Source organism: Kitasatospora sp. NPDC096128, assembly GCF_040303105.1.
GTDB lineage: Bacteria > Actinomycetota > Actinomycetes > Streptomycetales > Streptomycetaceae > Kitasatospora.
Genome location: NZ_JBEOSP010000030.1, coordinates 24,718 through 40,443, shown reverse-complemented (window position 1 = coordinate 40,443; position 15,726 = coordinate 24,718). Strand labels below are relative to the sequence as shown.

The following is a 15,726-nucleotide window of genomic DNA, read 5'->3' as shown; positions in this document are numbered from 1 at the left end:
CGTATCCCGTGCGCGCCCGTCCGGCCCCGCCGACCCGCGCACCGTCCGCACCAACCCCCGTGCCCCGTCAGGACCGTGAGGAGAGAGACCGCCCGCCATGCCACTGCACGAACCGTCGCCGTACGAGGTCCTGGGCATCCCGCTCACGGCCGGGGTGCGCGAGATCAACCTCTCGGTCGGGAAGGCGCTCAAGGCGGGCCGGTACAGCCGCCAGCAGATCCAGGACGCCGCGGCCCTGCTGCGCAACCCCGACCGGCGCCTGGAGGTGGACCTCCAGCAGCCGCTGCCGCCCGAACCGGTCGGCCAGGCCGCCGAGTTGCTCGCCCCCGCGCTCGCCGAACCGCTGCTGGTGATCGACCGCCCCGGCCTGCCGCCCGCTGCGGCCCTGCTCGCCCTCCACCGCGCCGAGGCCGCCGCCGACTTCGCCGAGCCCGCGCCCGGCGGCGCCGACCCCGAACCGCCCGTCCCCGCCCGCTACGCGGCCGACCTGTCCGTGCTGCCGCAGATCGAGGTCCCCGAATGACCGACGCACCGACCGCATCCCCGCTCGACGGATCCCCGATCGACGGCTCCCGGCCGGCCGGATCCCCGCCGGCCGGCCGCCGGCAACTGGAGGTCCCGCCGGGGGTGGAGGCCGTCGACCTGGAAGCGAAGTTCACCCAACTGCTGTTCCGGGCCTCACTGCTGGGCAACAAGCTGACCGAGCAGAAGCAGCAGGCGCGGGCCGAGCAGCGCGAACTGCTGGGCGTCCTGGTCGAGGTGGACGACGCGCTGGCCGCCCTCGGCCTGGACCGCGAGCTGGTGGCGCTCGGGCGCGGCGCCGGGCTGGAGGCGACCCGCCGACGGCTGCTCGGCCGGCTCGCCAAGGCCGGGGTGCGGCCGATGCGGCTGGAGGGGCTGGCGGCGGATCCGGCGCTGACCGAGATCGTCGGCACCGAGGTGCGGCCGGGGGTGGCGCCGGAGACGGTGGTGCAGACGGTGGTGACCGGGTTCTTCTGGGAGCAGGAGGTGCTGCGCCGGGCCCAAGTGGTCGTCGCCGCACCGGAGTCGGCTCCGGTTTCGACGGCGGAGCCGGCTCCGGTCGAGGATCCGCGGGTCGCGGAGCCCGAGTCCGCGGAGCTCAAGCCCGAGGAGCCGTCGGCCGACACGACCGACGCGGCCGACGCGGCCGACGCGACCGAGCCCGACGGGCCCCCGGCCAGGCCGGTTCCGCCCCGGGCCCGTCGGCACGCCAAGGCTCCGGGCCGGCCCGCCAAGCGCGCCAAGCGCAAGAAGTAGCCAGGACCACGAGGGGCAAGAGGGGAACGACATGTACCGCACACTCGGCATCGACCTGGGCACCACCAACTCCGTGGTGGCCCACCTGCGCCGGGGCGCGCCGGAGATCATCTTCAACCGGCAGAACCAGGAGGCCACGCCCTCCGTGGTCGGCAGCGGTCGCAAGGGCGAGCTGCTGGTCGGTTCGACGGCGCGCAGCCGGACCGCCATCGACGGCGCCAACGTGATCCGCTCGGTCAAGCGCTTCATGGGCCGCAAGTTCAAGGACCCGCAGGTCCAGGCGGCGCTCAAGGAGGTCGACTACAAGGTCACCGCGGGCACCGACGGGGACGTCAACGTCTGGTTCAACGGCCGCTCCTACACCCCGATCGAGATCTCCGCGATCATCCTGCACCGGCTCAAGCAGGACGCCGAGCAGCGCCTGGGCGAGCCCTTCCACCGGGCCGTGATCACCGTCCCCGCGTACTTCGGCGAGCGGCAGGTCGCCGCGACCCAGGAGGCGGGCCGGATGGCCGGCCTGCACGTGCTGCGGATCATCAACGAGCCGACCGCCGCCGCGCTCGCGTACGGGCTGGCGGGCGATGCCGGCGACGAGGGCCGCACCGTGCTGGTGTACGACCTCGGCGGCGGCACCTTCGACATCTCCATCCTGCTGCTGGTGCCCGGCTCGGTCTCGGTGCTCGGCATCGAGGGCGACAACCTGCTCGGCGGCGACGACTTCGACCGGGCGATCACCACCGCGCTGCTGGAGGACATCCGCGAGGAGTACGGCTCCGACTACCAGCCGGACCTGCGGGACCGTCCCAAGATCGCCTCCACCGCCGAGACGGTCAAGATCGAGCTGTCCAACCAGCAGTCCTCCGAGGTGATCCTGCCCGGCCTGGGCGCCGGACAGCTGGTGCTGGAGACGGAGTTCGAGCGCGCCCGCTTCGAGGAGCTGATCGAGGCCCAGATCGAGCGGACCATCGAGTTGACCCACAAGGCCATCATGCAGGCCAACCTGACCGTCGGGGACATCGACGAGGTGGTGCTGGTCGGCGGTTCGACCGCGATCCCGCTGGTCGAGCGGCGCCTCGGTGAGGTGTTCGGCACCCGGCGGATCAAGCGCGGCGTCAACCCGATGCAGTGCGTTGCGCTCGGCGCGGCCGTGCAGTCCGCCCTGGTCGGCGAGGTGGAGTGCCCGGAGTGCCGGGCCCCCGGGGACCTCTCGGCCTCCAACTGCGCCAACTGCGCGACCTCCCTGCTCGGCGGCGACCGGGTCTCCTGCCCGACCTGCCACGTCCCGGTCGAGGCCGGGGCCTCCACCTGCCCCAAGTGCGCCCAGCCGATGGACGGTTCGGCCGTCGGCGGGGCGGGCGCGTCCGCCGGCTCCGGTGCGACGATCCCGCAGCAGTCCCAGGCCACCACCGTGCTGCGGGTCGACAACTGCCCGCAGTGCGGCACCCCGGCCGCCCCCGGCGTCACCGCCTGCGAGTTGTGCGGCGAGGCCCTCAACTCGGCCGCCCCGGGCCACACCAGGATGTCCTCCACCGCCGCCGAGGACGTCGGCCTGCGCTGCGCCTCCTGCGCCGCGCTCAATCCGCCGGGCAGCGAAGTCTGCACGGGCTGCGGGGAGTTGATGCAGGTCACCAACCCCTTCGACATCACCCCGAAGAACCTCGGGATCGAGCTCAACGACGGCCGGCTGGCCGTCATCATCCCCAAGAACACCAGCTACCCGACCAGTTCGCCGGTCAGTCGGGAGTTCGTGGTCTCCGGCAGCGGCCGCCAGCGCCTGGAGATCGCGGTCTACGAGGGCGAGCACGAGATCGCCCAGCAGAACGAGCTGATCGGCCACCTCACCCTGCGCCTGCCCGAGGGCCTCGGCGGCCGCACCCCGGTGGAGGTCTCCTTCGGCCTGGACCGCGACCGCACCATCACCCTGTCGGTGCGGATCCAGGGCGGCGCCGAGAAGACCGTCAAGCTGGAGCGGGTCACCCTCGACCCCGAGCTGAAGGTGCAGGTGGAGGAGCAGCAGCGGCAGATCGAGTCCTTCACCGACCGCTGGGGCGGCGAGCTGACCGAGGCCGAGATGCGCGAGGCGCAGCGGCTGATGGACACCCTGGACGACCTGGCGGCCGGGCAGACCCGCGGCCAGTCGGTGGACGAGGCGCTGGAGCGGGCGCAGCGCCAGCTCAAGGCGCAGCGCTGGGTGCGCGGCTCGGAGGCGTACCTGAGCCTGTTCATCCACTACTGCGAGAAGCACCTGGACCCGAGCGACCTCGACCGGCTGCGCTCGGTCGCGGCCGAGCTGCGGTTGCGCCGGGAGGCGGCCGACTGGGAGGGCGCGATGCGCGCGGCCCAGAAGGCGGACGAGCTGTGCGACTCGCTCGGCCACACCTTCCGGATGCTCACCATGTGCAACGTCTACGTCAACCAGAACATGGTCTCGCCGGCCCTGGCGCAGCGGATCATGGCGGAGCTGCGCGGGCTGGACGAGGCGGTGGAGGCGCCCAACATGGAGGCGGTCAACACCCACATGTCGAACCTGCTGGCGCTGTACGCGCAGGCGCAGCGGGAGCTGGGCAACGAGCCGGCCGCGGAGTCGCTCGGCCCGGTGCGTCCGGAGGAGGCCGGTCCGCGATGACCACTCCCGCGAGGACCACTCCCGCGATGACCGCTCCCGACCTGCCGGAGGTCCGGTGCCCGCTGTGCAAGGTCCCGGCGGACCGGCAGTCGTTGGCCTGCCCGTCCTGCCGGGAGGACCTGAGCGCGCTGTTCCGGCTGCGTTACGCCGGTCGGATCGATTACAACCGGGCTCTGGCGGCACTGGAGGCGGGGGACGGGGCGTTCGCGCTCGGTCTGCTGCGCCGGGCCCTGGAGGCCGAGCCGGGGCTGGAACCGGCCCGGGAGCTGCTGGGATCACTGAGTGTGGCCGGGGCAGGCGGTGCCGCGTCCGGGCCGGGGGCCGGGGCGGGGGAGGGCGACACGCCCTCTTAGTGACCAATTCGGACGCTTCCGGCCTGCCGTGGAGTTCGATCGGTGCGAGTGTGATCGTCACACGGAGTTCCGCCACCCTCTCAAGGAGTGACGCAATGCGTATTCGCACCACCCTCGCCGCCACCGCGCTCGCCGCGGTCGCCGTCCTGGCCGGTGCCGGCACCGCCTCCGCCGGCAGCGCGACCGCGAACGGTGTCGCCTTCGGTTCGCCCGGTGTGCTCTCCGGCAACCAGATCCAGATCCCGATCAACCTCGAGGCGAACGTCTGCGGCAACTCGATCGGCATCATCAGCATCCTCAACCCGGCCTTCGGCAACACCTGCATCAACGCCTGACCCGCGCTCCGGGGCCGTCCGTCGCATCCGACGGGCGGCCCCGGAGCCGTGCCGGTACCCCCGTTCGGGGGTGGCGGCACGGGCCCGGGACCGCGACCATGGTCCCCTGTCCCGCGCCGTCACACCGCCGCACCCAGGAGCCAGCCCGTGCCGACACCGCCCGCCCCGCGCAGCTACGCCTCCGGAACCGCGGACGTCCCGCTGCTGGGCGACACCATCGGGGAGAACCTCGACCGCGCGGTGCGCGCCTTCCCCGACCGTGACGCCCTGGTCGACCGGCCCACCGGCCGCCGCTGGACGTACGCCCAATTCGCCGCCGACGTCGACGCGCTGGCCCTCGGCCTGCTGGGGCTCGGCATCGCCAAGGGCGACCGGGTCGGCATCTGGGCCCCCAACTGCGCCGAGTGGACGCTCACCCAGTACGCCACCGCCAAGCTCGGCGCGATCCTCGTCACCGTCAACCCGGCCTACCGGGCGCACGAGTTGGAGTACGTGCTGAACCAGGCCGGGATCCGGCTGCTGGTCGCCGCGGAGCGCTTCAAGACCTCGGACTACGCCGGGATGATCGGGGAAGTCAAGCCCCGCTGCCCGGAGTTGGAGCGGGTCCTGCTGCTCGGCAGCCCCGCCTGGGACGGTGTGCTGGCGGCGGGCCGCGCCGCCGACCCGGCCCCGCTGGCCGCCCGCCAGGGCGAGCTGGCGCCCGACGACCCGATCAACATCCAGTACACCTCGGGCACCACCGGCTTCCCCAAGGGCGCCACCCTCTCGCACCACAACATCCTCAACAACGGTTACTTCGTCGGCGAGTTGCTCGACTACACCGAGCAGGACCGGATCTGCGTCCCGGTGCCCTTCTACCACTGCTTCGGCATGGTCATGGGCAACCTCGCGGCCACCTCGCACGGCGCCTGCATGGTCATCCCGGCCCCCTCCTTCGAGCCCGGCGCGACCCTGGCCGCCGTCGCCGCCGAGCGCTGCACCTCGCTGTACGGCGTGCCGACCATGTTCATCGCCGAGCTCGCCGACCCGGACTTCGCCCGCTACGACCTGGGCAGCCTGCGCACCGGCATCATGGCCGGCTCGCCCTGCCCGACCGAGGTGATGAAGGAGGTCATCGAGCGGATGGGCATGGCGGAGGTGTCCATCTGCTACGGCATGACCGAGACCTCGCCGGTCTCCACCCAGACCCGCACCGACGACCCGGTGGAGCGCCGGGTCTCCACCGTCGGCCGGGTGGGACCCCACCTGGAGGTCAAGGTCGTCGACCCCGCCACCGGCCGGACCGTCCCGCGCGGTGAGCCCGGCGAACTGTGCACCCGCGGCTACTCCGTCATGCTCGGCTACTGGGACGAGCCCGAGCGCACCGCCGAGGCCGTCGACGCGGCCCGCTGGATGCACACCGGGGACCTCGCCGTGATGGACGGGGACGGCTACCTCGCCATCACCGGCCGGATCAAGGACATGGTGATCCGCGGCGGGGAGAACCTCTACCCGCGCGAGATCGAGGAGTTCCTCTACACCCACCCCGACGTCCTCGACGTCCAGGTGATCGGTGTCCCCGACCCCAAGTACGGCGAGGAGCTGATGGCCTGGATCCGGATGCGGGAGGGCGCCGAGCCGCTCACCGCCGAGGCCGTGGCCGCCTACTGCGCCGGGCGCCTGGCCCACTTCAAGGTCCCGCGCTACGTGCACGTGGTCGACGAGTTCCCGATGACCGTCACCGGCAAGATCCGCAAGGTCGAGATGCGCGAGCAGGCCGTCCGTATCCTCGGCCTCTGACGGCGGCCTCTGACGGCGGCCTCCGACCCGCGGACGGATCGACGGAGCCGTCGGCCGGTGAGCGACTCCTCCGGCCCTGTGCCGGAGGCGCACCGGGCAGGGGCTCAGGCGTCGGGGCTCAGGCGTCGGCGAGGCGCTCGGAGACGGCGCGGAGGATCGGGACCTGGTGGTGGATCAGGTAGAAGTGGCCGCCGGGATAGATGTCGAGCGAGTGGGCGCCGGTGGTGTGGTCGGCCCAGGCGGCCGCCTCGTCCTCGGTGACCATCGGGTCCTCGGTGCCGGTGAACACGTGCACCGGGCAGTTCAGCTTGGGGCCGGGCCGGTACCGGTAGGTCTCGGCCGCCTTGTAGTCGTTCCGGATGGCGGGCAGAGCCATCCGCAGCAGCTCCTCGTCGCCGAGCACCTGTTCGTCGGTGCCGCTGAGCTCCCGGAGCTTCGCGATCAGTTCGCCGTCGTTGCGGAGGTGGACGGTGCCGCCCTCGCGGAGGCGGGAGGGCGCGGTTCCTCGGCCGTGATCTCCGCATAGCGGCGGCGGAGTTCGGCCAGAACCGGGTGATCCATCACAAAAGGTACGGCGCCGATGGCGGAGATCGGCCGGACGCCTACGGCGGCGTTGGTGGCAAACGCCGCTTCCGTGGAAGGAAGGTGGTCCAGCATCACAGTCAGTAAAAAGAAGCTCTCATGAGCCTGCGTCAGCAGCGAATCGGTCACGCCGGGCAGGTGCTCCCCCTGCGGCCAGACCAGCCGGCGGCCGTCGAAGAAGCCCACCTTCCAGGTGGCTCCCTCGGAGATCCACAGCTCGTCACCGTGGAACAACGCGTCGTCTAAGCCCTTGAGTTGAGCCGCGCGTCGCAGGTGCCGGCTGTCGAAGAGCCCGGTGTGCTTCACCCCGGCCACCTGGCGCAGGTGCCTGACGGGCCGGACGCGCAGCGGTCCCTGCGGAGGTTCCGGTGCGGGCCGCGTGGTGACGAGGATCCGCGGTGCGGCCGGACCGGCCGGGTGAGTGAGGCTCAGATCCGGGTCGAAGACGGTGATCCGGGCGACGACGTCATTCTCATTGCCCGTCAGATCCAGTCTGCGGGACAGTTTTTGACGAACGTGGTCCACGTCCAGTTCGGTGCCGAAATCAGCCCGGCAGTCCCGGGCCAGCCGGGCGAAATGCAGTGCGAGTCCGCGTATTGCGCCGCCCTCGACGCGCATGGTTGTGAAATGGTCGTAACCGGTCAGTGTGAGCGAAGTGATCTCGTCGACACCCACCTGTCGCCCGTCGAGCTCTTCCATGGAGCACGGCGTCCCACCTGCGAGGTTTTCGACGGGAGTGATGATCATCACTCCCCGGGAAGGCATTGTCGCGGGCCGTGAACATCTGGCAGGATCACGACCGCTCGCCGATGAGTAACCGTCACCGGTGTCGGCGTTATCTCAGACTGGAACCGGGGGGGCATCAGTTGTTCGAGAAGTTCGAGCGCGCAGCCGAGGAAGCTGGTTTCGTTCTCGACGCCTCGCAGACCGCTGCGGCCGAGCGGCTTTCCGTACTCGCCGCCGAGTTGTCCGGCCGCCGCCGTTTCTTCGGCGGAAAACAGCCGCGCGGCATCTACGTCTGGGGACCGGTCGGGCGCGGCAAGAGCTGGCTGACCGGAGTCTTCTACGAGGCGTTGCCGGTGCGGAACAAGCGCCGGGTGCACTTCCACGAGTTCTTCCGCGAGTTCCACGCCGTCTACGCCCGGCACCGCAAGGAGCGGAACGCGTGCGACTTGGCCGTCGCCGAGCTGCTGAGCGACTGCCGGCTGCTGTTCTTCGACGAGTTCCACGTGCACGACCCAGGCGACGCCATGATGATGGGCCGCGTCCTGACCTCGCTGTTCGACCAGAAGGTCACCCTGGTGACCACCTCGAACTACCCGCCCGACGGCCTGCTGCCGAACCCGGTCTACCACCACATGTTCGAGCCGACCATCAAACTGCTCGAAGGCAACCTGGACGTCCTGGAGGTCGCGGGCCCGCAGGACTACCGGGCGGAGAGCACCGCCGGAGCGGCCCGTTCGCAGTTCCAGCGCGGCGCCTACATCTGGCCCGGCACCGAGCAGCAACTGCGCGACGCCGGACTCGAACCGCCGGCCGACGGCGAGCGGCAGCGCATCGACATCGGCGGCCGGGACCTGGTCGCCCGCGCCGTGCGCGACGACCTCGTCTGGTTCGACTTCCACGAGCTGTGCGACGAACGCACCTCGACCATCGACTACCTGGGCCTGGCCGACCGGTTCGGCACCTGGGTGCTCTCAGGGCTGCCGGAGCTCACGTCCGGCAGCAGGGACGCGGCGCAGCGCTTCGCCAACCTCGTCGACGTCCTGTGCGACCGGGACGCGAAGCTCTACCTCGTCGCCGACGGCCCCCTGGCCGACTGCCTGCGGGGCGATGCCCTGCCCATCGACATCAACCGGACCGCCAGTCGCCTCATGCTCCTTCCCGGCTCCGCCACGCCGGGTGCGACGCAGGCGACCAGACAGGCGTGAACGAGAGCCGGACGGCGGCCCGAGGCCGCCGTCCGGCTGTGGCGTTTCCCGTAGAAGGAGCAAGACCATGGCGGCTGAACAGAAGCTGCGCGACTATCTGAAGCGGGCGACCGCCGAGCTTCGCAACGTCCGACAGCAGCTCCAGGAGGCGGAGGACTCCGCCCACGAGCCCATCGCGATCGTCGGGATGAGCTGCCGGTACCCGGGCGGGGTCGGTTCACCGGAGGACCTGTGGCGACTGGTCGCCGACGGCACCGACGCGATCTCCCCCTTCCCGGCCGGGCCGGCATCGACGCGGCGACGCTGCGCGGCAGCCGAACCGGGGTCTTCGCCACGGTGATGTACCACGACTACGAGGGCCTGTTCGAAGGCCAGGACGAGCTCGCCGGCTACGTCATCAACGGCAGCGCCGGCAGCATCGCCTCCGGGCGCATCGTGAGCTCGCCGAGCTGATCGACGGGCTCGAAGATCCGCGAGTTCTCCGGCGGCGAGGACGTCGACATCGTCTTCGAGCACCCGGGCCGGGAGACCTTCGGCTACATGCACCAGTACGACAACCGCTACCTGTGGATGTCGCTCAAGCGGATCGTCGGCTCGCACTTCGCCAACTATCGCGAGGCCTTCGAGGCCAACCGCCTGGTCGCCAAGGGCGGGATCCACCCGACCCTGTCCAAGGTCTACTCCCTGGAGGAGACCGGCCAGGCCGCCCTCGATGTGCACCACAACAAGCACCGGGGCAAGGTCGGCGTGCTCTGCCTGGCCCCCGAGGAGGGCCTGGGCGTGCGCGACCACGAACTGCGCGCCAAGCACCTGCCCGCCATCAACCGCTTCCGCGAACACCCGCACGGATAGTCCCTCCCGCACAGGAGAGGGCCGCGAGCCGTGCCGAGCTCTACCGAGTCCTCGACGCCATCCAGAATCTAATACGGGCCTGGGCTCGCGAATGCCCCACCCGCGACCACGAGTCACCTGCCACCCGCTGGACAAGAGTCCGCTTCCGGCTGCCGCTGACGCGGGCCGGAACAGCAAGGACTGATGGCCGACGAGGATCTCCACCCTCGTCGGCCATCGCTGCTTGTGGTCACCGGCTAGTAGGTGCCCCATTCCTTGTCGGTGGAGACGATCTCGCGGCCGAGCGGCATCAGCGAGATCGGGATCATCTTGAGGTTGGCCCAGCCGAAGGGGATCCCGATGATCGACAGGAACAGCGGGATGCTGGTCACCAGGTGCCCGAGGGCCAACCACCACCCGGCGAAGACGAACCAGATCACGTTGCCGACGCAGGACGCCGCCCCGGCGTCGCGGCGCTCGACGGTGGTCCGCCCGAACGGCCACAGTATGAAGCCGGCGATCCGAAACGAAGCAATGCCAAATGGGATGGTGATGATGAGTACGCAGCAGATGATTCCGGCGAGCACGTAGGCAAGAGCCATCCAAATGCCGCAGAAAAGCAACCAGATGACATTGAGGATGAACTTCACTGCACTCATGCTCGGTACCTTCTCATGACCCGTGGTTGGACTACGACCTTGGCATGCCCGCTGACGAGCGTGTCCACCCCCTTAGGGGTGGATTCTCAGGGATCGATCCGGGTTGGCGAGCTGGAGATGGGAGTTCCTTCGGCCTCAACGCCGGCCGAGGACGGCCAGGTGCCCGACAACCGACTCGGAAAGACCGTCGAGTATTGCCTTCCCCTTCGTTGCGGTGCCGAGTGAGCAGTGTGCATCGTCGAATAGCAGGTCACGGGCCTGGTGTGCGTCGGCGTCGGGGTGCTCACGCTGGTTGCGGGCGGATGACTTCGGCGAAGACCTGGACCGGACCGTCGGCGGCCCGTGCGATCGCCAGGATCTTGCGGTAGTCAGCAGGCAGGGCGGCCTCGTCGGGGCTCTCGCCGCGGTGCGGAATCAGCAGCACCGTCCGCCCCGCCACCCGGGCAGGAACCGGGGCGGGTGTGACCGGGCCGGGTGCGGCGCCACTGGTGCATCTCAATGGCCGTTCCGGGTTGCGTGGTGTGGGGCGCACCTTTCAGTCTGGCAATAGTCCTTGTACGTACCGACTGTGGGGCTCAGCGTAACCGCGCACGCGTCCGCCCGAACCGCCGGCTCGGCGAACCCTTCCCGGCCGGGAATCGTCCCTCCACCGATCCCCGGGAACGTCGCGGCGGCCCGACCGGAGCGGCGACGCGGAGCGGCTGCGGCGATCGCCCCCCGCCCCGCCCCGAAGACCCCGGAGGTCCCCATGAAATTCACCCTGCCACGCCATGTCCGGTGGGCAGCGATGGCAGCCGCGCTGCTGGCACTCGCCGCCGGCACGGCCGCCGCCACGCCCGTCACCGCCTCCGCACCCCGAGGCGGGACCGCACGCCATGCCCCTGCGGAGGTCTTCGTCGGCCAGAGGTCCGACTACAAGACCTTCTCCGGCCTCTCGGTCGAGATCCCGCCGAACGGCTCCGCGTGGGCGGTCGCCTACTGCCCGCAGGGGACGCGGCCCTCCGGCGGCGGCGGGAACAGCGACGGGTACACCAGCGGGAACAACGTGTACCTGGTGACCTCCCTGCCGAGCATGGAGCTGGGCAGCTGGCACGTCCAGTTCGCCAACACCAGCCCGGACACCCGAGCGTACGGCTGGGCCGAGGCACGGTGCACGAACGCCGAGTCCTACGCGCACGAGGCGATGTTCCAGCTGGTAGGCGCCGGCCAGGAGAAGAGCATGACGAGCTGGTGCGCGCCGGGCGAGCGGCTCAGCGGCATCGGCTTCCGCTCCTACGACCCCTTTCTGCGGGTCCTCGACGCGTACCCGGAAGACGAGGTCACCGTGCGGGTGCGCAGCCTCAACACCAGCGATGACACGCTGGCCCGGATGAGTGCCGTGGCCGTGTGCGGCCGGGACAACTACATCGTGCACAACGCCTACACCACCCTCCAGTCGCAGGAGACGAGGCAGGTCGGTGCGAACTGCCCGCAGGGATGGACTCCCACCGGCGGCGGCGTCGTCTCGGGCGGCTCCGCCACCTACCGCCAGAGCAGCGAGCCGACCGCGTACGGCTGGCAGGCGGACGTCAGAAACACCAGCTCCTCCCAGGTCACCGTCGGCGCGTACGTGGTGCGCGCCGTGCCGAGCTGACCGCGATCCTGGTCCGCGAGGACAACGCCAAGCTCTCCGACCTCGTGGGCATCCACGCGGTCGTGATCGAACAGCCGGCGACCGACCTCGCCCAGATGACAGGGCACCTGGCCGTCCACATCGCCGGCATCCTCATCTGGGCTGCCCGGTGATCCACAGGAAACATTCCTGTTCCCTCCCTGGCTGCTGTTCTGCTGAGTCGATCCGTGGATGAAGGCTGTCGGGGGCCGTCCAGTGGCCGGCCCCCGACAGGACGGGCTATCGCTGAGCCGGTCCTGCAGCGACCGTTTCTCGCTGTTCAGGTCCTGGACAGTCCGGGTGAGGGCCGCGTGCTCCGTCATGATCCGGACTACGTCCTGCTCCTGCCACGGTGTGCTCAGGTCGCATGTCAGTGCTGCGGCACGATGGGCCTGCGGGCCGGCAGCTCGAGGCCCTCAACGGCCGAGGCCAGGTTGGATTACCAGCCGTGCAGGGCCTCGGTGATCAGGGCGCGGGCGCCGGGCCCGTAGACGGTGGACTCCTGGAGCAGCCGGAACGCCCGGTGGAAGAGGGCGACGCGCTTGGGGTCGGTGATGGTCTCGCATCCGCGGTAGCCCTCCACCTCCACGCGGGTGCCGTCGTGGATGCCGAAGCCGTCGCCGGGGTAGACGTGCAGGCGGGCTCGGGCCGGGATGATCCCCAGCCGCAGCCCCGGCGTGTCGAGGGAGGCCAGCAGGTGCTCGAGTTGGGCGCGCATCACCTCCGGTCCGCCGATGCCGGTCAGCAGGGCCTGTTCGCCGAGCAGGACGTGGTAGGTCCGGCCGTCCTGTCCGAGGTAGCGGGCCCTGGCGGTGCGTTCGGCGGCGCCGGCCGCCGAGTCGTCGGGGAACTGGTGCAGGTTGGCGACCATGCGCAGGACCTCCTGCGCGTACGCGGGGGTCTGCAGGTTGCCCCAGATGAGGTCGGGGCTGTGCCCGGCGTAGTCGCTGGTGGCGGCGGTGAGTTCGTGGAAGGCGCGCTGGATGTGCTCGGTGCCGCGCTCCAGCAGGTCCTCCCACGAAGGGGCGGCGGACGGCTGCGGTGTCTCGGACGGGGTCGGTGCACTCACTGGCTTCTCCCTGCTGGTCGGCTCGGATCGGCTCGGATCGGCTCGGATCGGATCGGGGACGGCCGGGCGGTCGGGTCAGGCGCCGGCGGTCGTCGGCGTGTTCTGGTGGGGCAGGCGGTCGCCGAGGTCGTACTGGGCGGCCTGGAGGAGGTAGGACTCGCGGTAGCGCGTGGCCGGTTCCTGGGCCATCAGCTCGGAGTGGCTTCCCTGCTCGATGAGGCGGCCGTGGTCGAGGACGAAGATGCGGTCGGCCTTGGCGGTGGCGCCGAGGCGGTGGGTGATGAGGACGACGGTGACGCCGAGGGAGGTGAGCCGGCGGATCTGCTCGAACGCCTCGACTTCGGTTTCCGGGTCCATCGCGGACGTCGGCTCGTCGACCACCACGAGGGCGGGGAGCCGGCCGTGGGCGTCGGGCGTGGTCAGGCGCAGGTGGGTGCGGGCGAGGGCGACCTTCTGCCACTGGCCGCCCGAGAGGCCGACCCCGCCTTCGAAGCCCTTGGCGACGAGGGTGTCCCAGCTGCGGGGCAGCTCTTCGATCACCGGGTGGAGGTCGGCGTAGTCGGCGGCGGTCTCCAGCTGCCGCTGGTCGCACGGGACTTCGGGGCGGCCGAGGAGCAGGTTGGCGCGCAGGGTGAAGGACCAGCGCTGGAAGTTCTGGGCGAGCAGGGCGACGCTGCTGAAGAGCTGGTCGCGGTCGGCGGTGGCGGTGTCGACGCCGTCCCACCGGACGTGGCCCTGGTGCGGCTGGTAGACCCCACACAGGATGTTGGCCAGGGTGGACTTGCCCGAACCGTTGGCGCCCACCAGGGCGATGACCTTGCCCCGGGGGATCGTCAGGGTGACCTTGTCCAGCGCGGGGGCGTCGCGGCCGTCGTAGGTGAAGGAGACGTCCTCGACAGTGATCGTCTCGGGTCGCTCGGGCAGCGGTGCGCCGCCGGTGGGGATGGCCCGGCGGTGGCCCTCGCGGCGCAGCTGGTCGAGGTCGCGGACGAACAGGCTCTCCTCGTACAGGCCGTTGATCTGGGAGACGAGGCCGCCGATGCTGGCCGAGCCGGTGCGGATGGCGACCACGGCGGTGCCGGCGGCGGCGAGCGGGATCGTGCCATTCATGACGAGCGAGCCCAGGAGGGCGAACGCACCGAGGAGGGCGGCGCCGGCCAGGGCGGCGGAGAGCAGGTCGGTGCGGGCCTTCGCTCCGGCGAGGCGGGCCTGCTCCTGTTCGGCGGCGCGGGCCATCTGCTCGTAGTGGTGGAGGATGAACGGCCCGGCGGCGTGCACGCGCTGCTCGGCTGCGGAGTAGGGGCGGATCAGCATGTCCGCGAGCAGGGTGCTGGCCCGGTTGTGCTGGATCCAGGCCCGGGTCGAGGCGTAGTGGCGGCGGGCGGTGCGTACCGCGCCCCATCCTCGCGGGGCGGCGATCAGCACCAGCATGGGCAGCAGGGCGGGGTGGAGGACGGACAGGACGCCGGCGGCGGAGACCAGGCCGAAGGTGGCGGTGAGGACGGAGGTGGCCTGGCCGATGATGCTCTGCAGCGACATCGCGCCCCAGCGGGCGCTGTCCACCTCGGCGAGGAACGCCGGGTCCTCGATGGCCTCCAGTTCGGAGCGGCTGACGATGCCGAGGAACTCCAGCGTCGCGCGGCGGAAGACCGCCGGCTTGAGGCGCTCGCCCGCCCAGCCCGAGGCTGCGGACAGCACCGAGGACAGGCCCGCGATCACCCCGACCGCGACGATCGCCGGCGTCGCGGCCCGCAGCACGTCGGCGACCTCGCCGGGAGCGAGCAGCGCCGTCAGCGCGTGGTTGGTGGCGATCAGCGCGACGGCGGCGGCCAGGCCGCGTAGCAGCTCGGCGCCGACCAGGGTCACCAGCGCCACACGGTCGGCGTCCCAGGCCATCCGCCCGGCCAGGCGCAGGAAGCCCGGCATCTGCCGCGCCACCGCCCAGAACGTCACCTTGCCGCTGGCCATCTCATGCTTGGCCCAGCCGTAGTCGTAGCGCATCGGCCCGCCGAACAACAGCTGCTCGCTGTCCGGCACCGGGCCCGTCGAGGACTTGGGCGTGCTGGTCACATACTCCCTTTCGCAGAGGGGGAATCGCGGTGGTCGGGCGCCGGTGCCGTCAGGTCTCGACGAGCCGGCGCCCGCCGGAGGCGGGGCCGAAGCCGTGGGTGGAGAATGCGGGCCCGCCGGCCAGGTATGCCTCCACCGCGGCCTTGGAGGTCGGGAACGCCGGGCTGGGCAGGACCTCGGCGGCGGGGTGCCAGCGCACCTCCAGGTGTTTGTCCGGTTCGACGTTGACCAGCTCGCCCGTGAACTTGCTGGTGGCGAAGACGAACAGCACGAACCCGCCGCGCCCGTCCCAGCCGTCCTTGGCCTGGATGGTGTGCACCAGGCGAAGGTCGCACGGCCGGGCGATGAGCCCGGCTTCCTCACGCAGTTCCCGGGCGGCGGCGTGGGCGATTTCCTCCCCGGGGTCGACCTTCCCGCCGGGGATCGTCCACGCCGGGCCGGGGGTCCAACTGCGCTGGCCGTAGTGGACGGTGGCGATCCGGTCAGTGTTCAGGTCGTGGGCGATGACGCCGGCCGACAGCCTGCTCGTCTCGTGCATCCGGGTGCTCCTGGGTGAAGGTTG

The 15,726-nt window shown here is 71.0% G+C and carries 15 protein-coding genes and 2 pseudogenes; 10 read left to right on the top strand and 7 right to left on the bottom strand.

Features of this window, described 5'->3' with window-relative positions; translation table 11 throughout:
* The first annotated feature begins 97 nt into the window (after positions 1 to 97).
* From ABTY61_RS28690 to ABTY61_RS28665, 6 genes are all read left to right on the top strand, one after another.
* Positions 98 to 523 carry a hypothetical protein gene (locus tag ABTY61_RS28690; RefSeq protein WP_350507996.1) on the top strand — a complete coding sequence of 142 codons (426 nt, stop codon included), beginning with the start codon at positions 98 to 100 and terminating at the stop codon, positions 521 to 523.
* Complete coding sequence (locus ABTY61_RS28685; protein ID WP_350507995.1) at positions 520 to 1,278, top strand: nucleotide exchange factor GrpE; 759 nt, start codon at positions 520 to 522, stop codon at positions 1,276 to 1,278. Before ABTY61_RS28690 ends, ABTY61_RS28685 begins: the two co-directional genes overlap by 4 nt.
* A gap of 31 nt (positions 1,279 to 1,309) precedes the next feature.
* Complete coding sequence (locus ABTY61_RS28680; RefSeq protein ID WP_350507994.1) at positions 1,310 to 3,904, top strand: Hsp70 family protein; 2,595 nt, start codon at positions 1,310 to 1,312, stop codon at positions 3,902 to 3,904.
* Positions 3,901 to 4,257 carry a hypothetical protein gene (locus ABTY61_RS28675; protein WP_350507993.1) on the top strand — a complete coding sequence of 119 codons (357 nt, stop codon included), beginning with the start codon at positions 3,901 to 3,903 and terminating at the stop codon, positions 4,255 to 4,257. Before ABTY61_RS28680 ends, ABTY61_RS28675 begins: the two co-directional genes overlap by 4 nt.
* Before the next feature lie 95 nt (positions 4,258 to 4,352).
* Positions 4,353 to 4,592, top strand: a complete 240-nt coding sequence (locus ABTY61_RS28670; RefSeq protein WP_350507992.1) for a chaplin — start codon at positions 4,353 to 4,355, stop codon at positions 4,590 to 4,592.
* A 147-nt stretch (positions 4,593 to 4,739) separates the two neighbouring features.
* A complete protein-coding gene (locus ABTY61_RS28665; protein ID WP_350507991.1) occupies positions 4,740 to 6,371 on the top strand; it encodes an AMP-binding protein in 1,632 nt (543 codons plus the stop codon).
* A 118-nt stretch (positions 6,372 to 6,489) separates the two neighbouring features.
* Here ABTY61_RS28665 and ABTY61_RS28660 read toward each other — a convergent pair whose 3' ends face one another.
* Both ABTY61_RS28660 and ABTY61_RS28655 read right to left on the bottom strand, forming a co-directional pair.
* On the bottom strand, positions 6,490 to 6,813 hold the full coding sequence (locus tag ABTY61_RS28660; protein WP_350508048.1) for a thioesterase II family protein: 324 nt from the start codon (positions 6,811 to 6,813) through the stop codon (positions 6,490 to 6,492).
* Entirely contained in the window at positions 6,813 to 7,652 is an 840-nt protein-coding gene (locus tag ABTY61_RS28655) for an aminotransferase class IV (protein ID WP_350507990.1), read from the bottom strand. The genes ABTY61_RS28660 and ABTY61_RS28655 overlap by 1 nt, the downstream gene beginning before the upstream one ends.
* Before the next feature lie 167 nt (positions 7,653 to 7,819).
* Here ABTY61_RS28655 and zapE point away from each other — a divergent pair, with 167 nt between their 5' ends.
* The 3 genes and pseudogenes from zapE to ABTY61_RS28635 all read left to right on the top strand — a co-directional run.
* Positions 7,820 to 8,884 (top strand): cell division protein ZapE, encoded by a 1,065-nt coding sequence (zapE, locus tag ABTY61_RS28650; protein ID WP_350507989.1) that lies wholly within the window; start codon positions 7,820 to 7,822, stop codon positions 8,882 to 8,884.
* Between the two features lie 67 nt (positions 8,885 to 8,951).
* Positions 8,952 to 9,319: pseudogene (locus ABTY61_RS28645) on the top strand (beta-ketoacyl synthase N-terminal-like domain-containing protein); the annotation flags it as partial.
* 24 nt (positions 9,320 to 9,343) lie between these two features.
* Positions 9,344 to 9,736, top strand: a pseudogene (locus tag ABTY61_RS28635) (crotonyl-CoA carboxylase/reductase); the annotation flags it as partial.
* Positions 9,737 to 9,972: 236 nt separating this feature from the next.
* Here the strand turns inward: ABTY61_RS28635 and ABTY61_RS28630 are convergent.
* A complete protein-coding gene (locus ABTY61_RS28630) occupies positions 9,973 to 10,374 on the bottom strand; it encodes a YccF domain-containing protein (protein ID WP_350507986.1) in 402 nt (133 codons plus the stop codon).
* 283 nt (positions 10,375 to 10,657) lie between these two features.
* On the bottom strand, positions 10,658 to 10,798 hold the full coding sequence (locus tag ABTY61_RS28625) for a hypothetical protein (protein ID WP_350507985.1): 141 nt from the start codon (positions 10,796 to 10,798) through the stop codon (positions 10,658 to 10,660).
* A 363-nt stretch (positions 10,799 to 11,161) separates the two neighbouring features.
* Here ABTY61_RS28625 and ABTY61_RS28620 point away from each other — a divergent pair, with 363 nt between their 5' ends.
* Positions 11,162 to 12,007, top strand: coding sequence for a hypothetical protein (locus ABTY61_RS28620; protein WP_350507984.1), 846 nt, complete (start codon positions 11,162 to 11,164; stop codon positions 12,005 to 12,007).
* Positions 12,008 to 12,464: 457 nt separating this feature from the next.
* Here the strand turns inward: ABTY61_RS28620 and ABTY61_RS28615 are convergent, their stop codons facing one another.
* The 3 genes from ABTY61_RS28615 to ABTY61_RS28605 form a co-directional block, all read right to left on the bottom strand.
* The gene (locus ABTY61_RS28615) at positions 12,465 to 13,094 is read right to left on the bottom strand and encodes a DUF5753 domain-containing protein (protein WP_350507983.1); all 630 of its coding nucleotides are present in this window, start codon (positions 13,092 to 13,094) and stop codon (positions 12,465 to 12,467) included.
* Between the two features lie 75 nt (positions 13,095 to 13,169).
* On the bottom strand, positions 13,170 to 15,164 hold the full coding sequence (locus tag ABTY61_RS28610; RefSeq protein WP_350507982.1) for an ABC transporter ATP-binding protein: 1,995 nt from the start codon (positions 15,162 to 15,164) through the stop codon (positions 13,170 to 13,172).
* Positions 15,165 to 15,213: 49 nt separating this feature from the next.
* Positions 15,214 to 15,702, bottom strand: a complete 489-nt coding sequence (locus tag ABTY61_RS28605; RefSeq protein ID WP_350507981.1) for an NUDIX domain-containing protein — start codon at positions 15,700 to 15,702, stop codon at positions 15,214 to 15,216.
* Positions 15,703 to 15,726 lie beyond the last annotated feature (24 nt).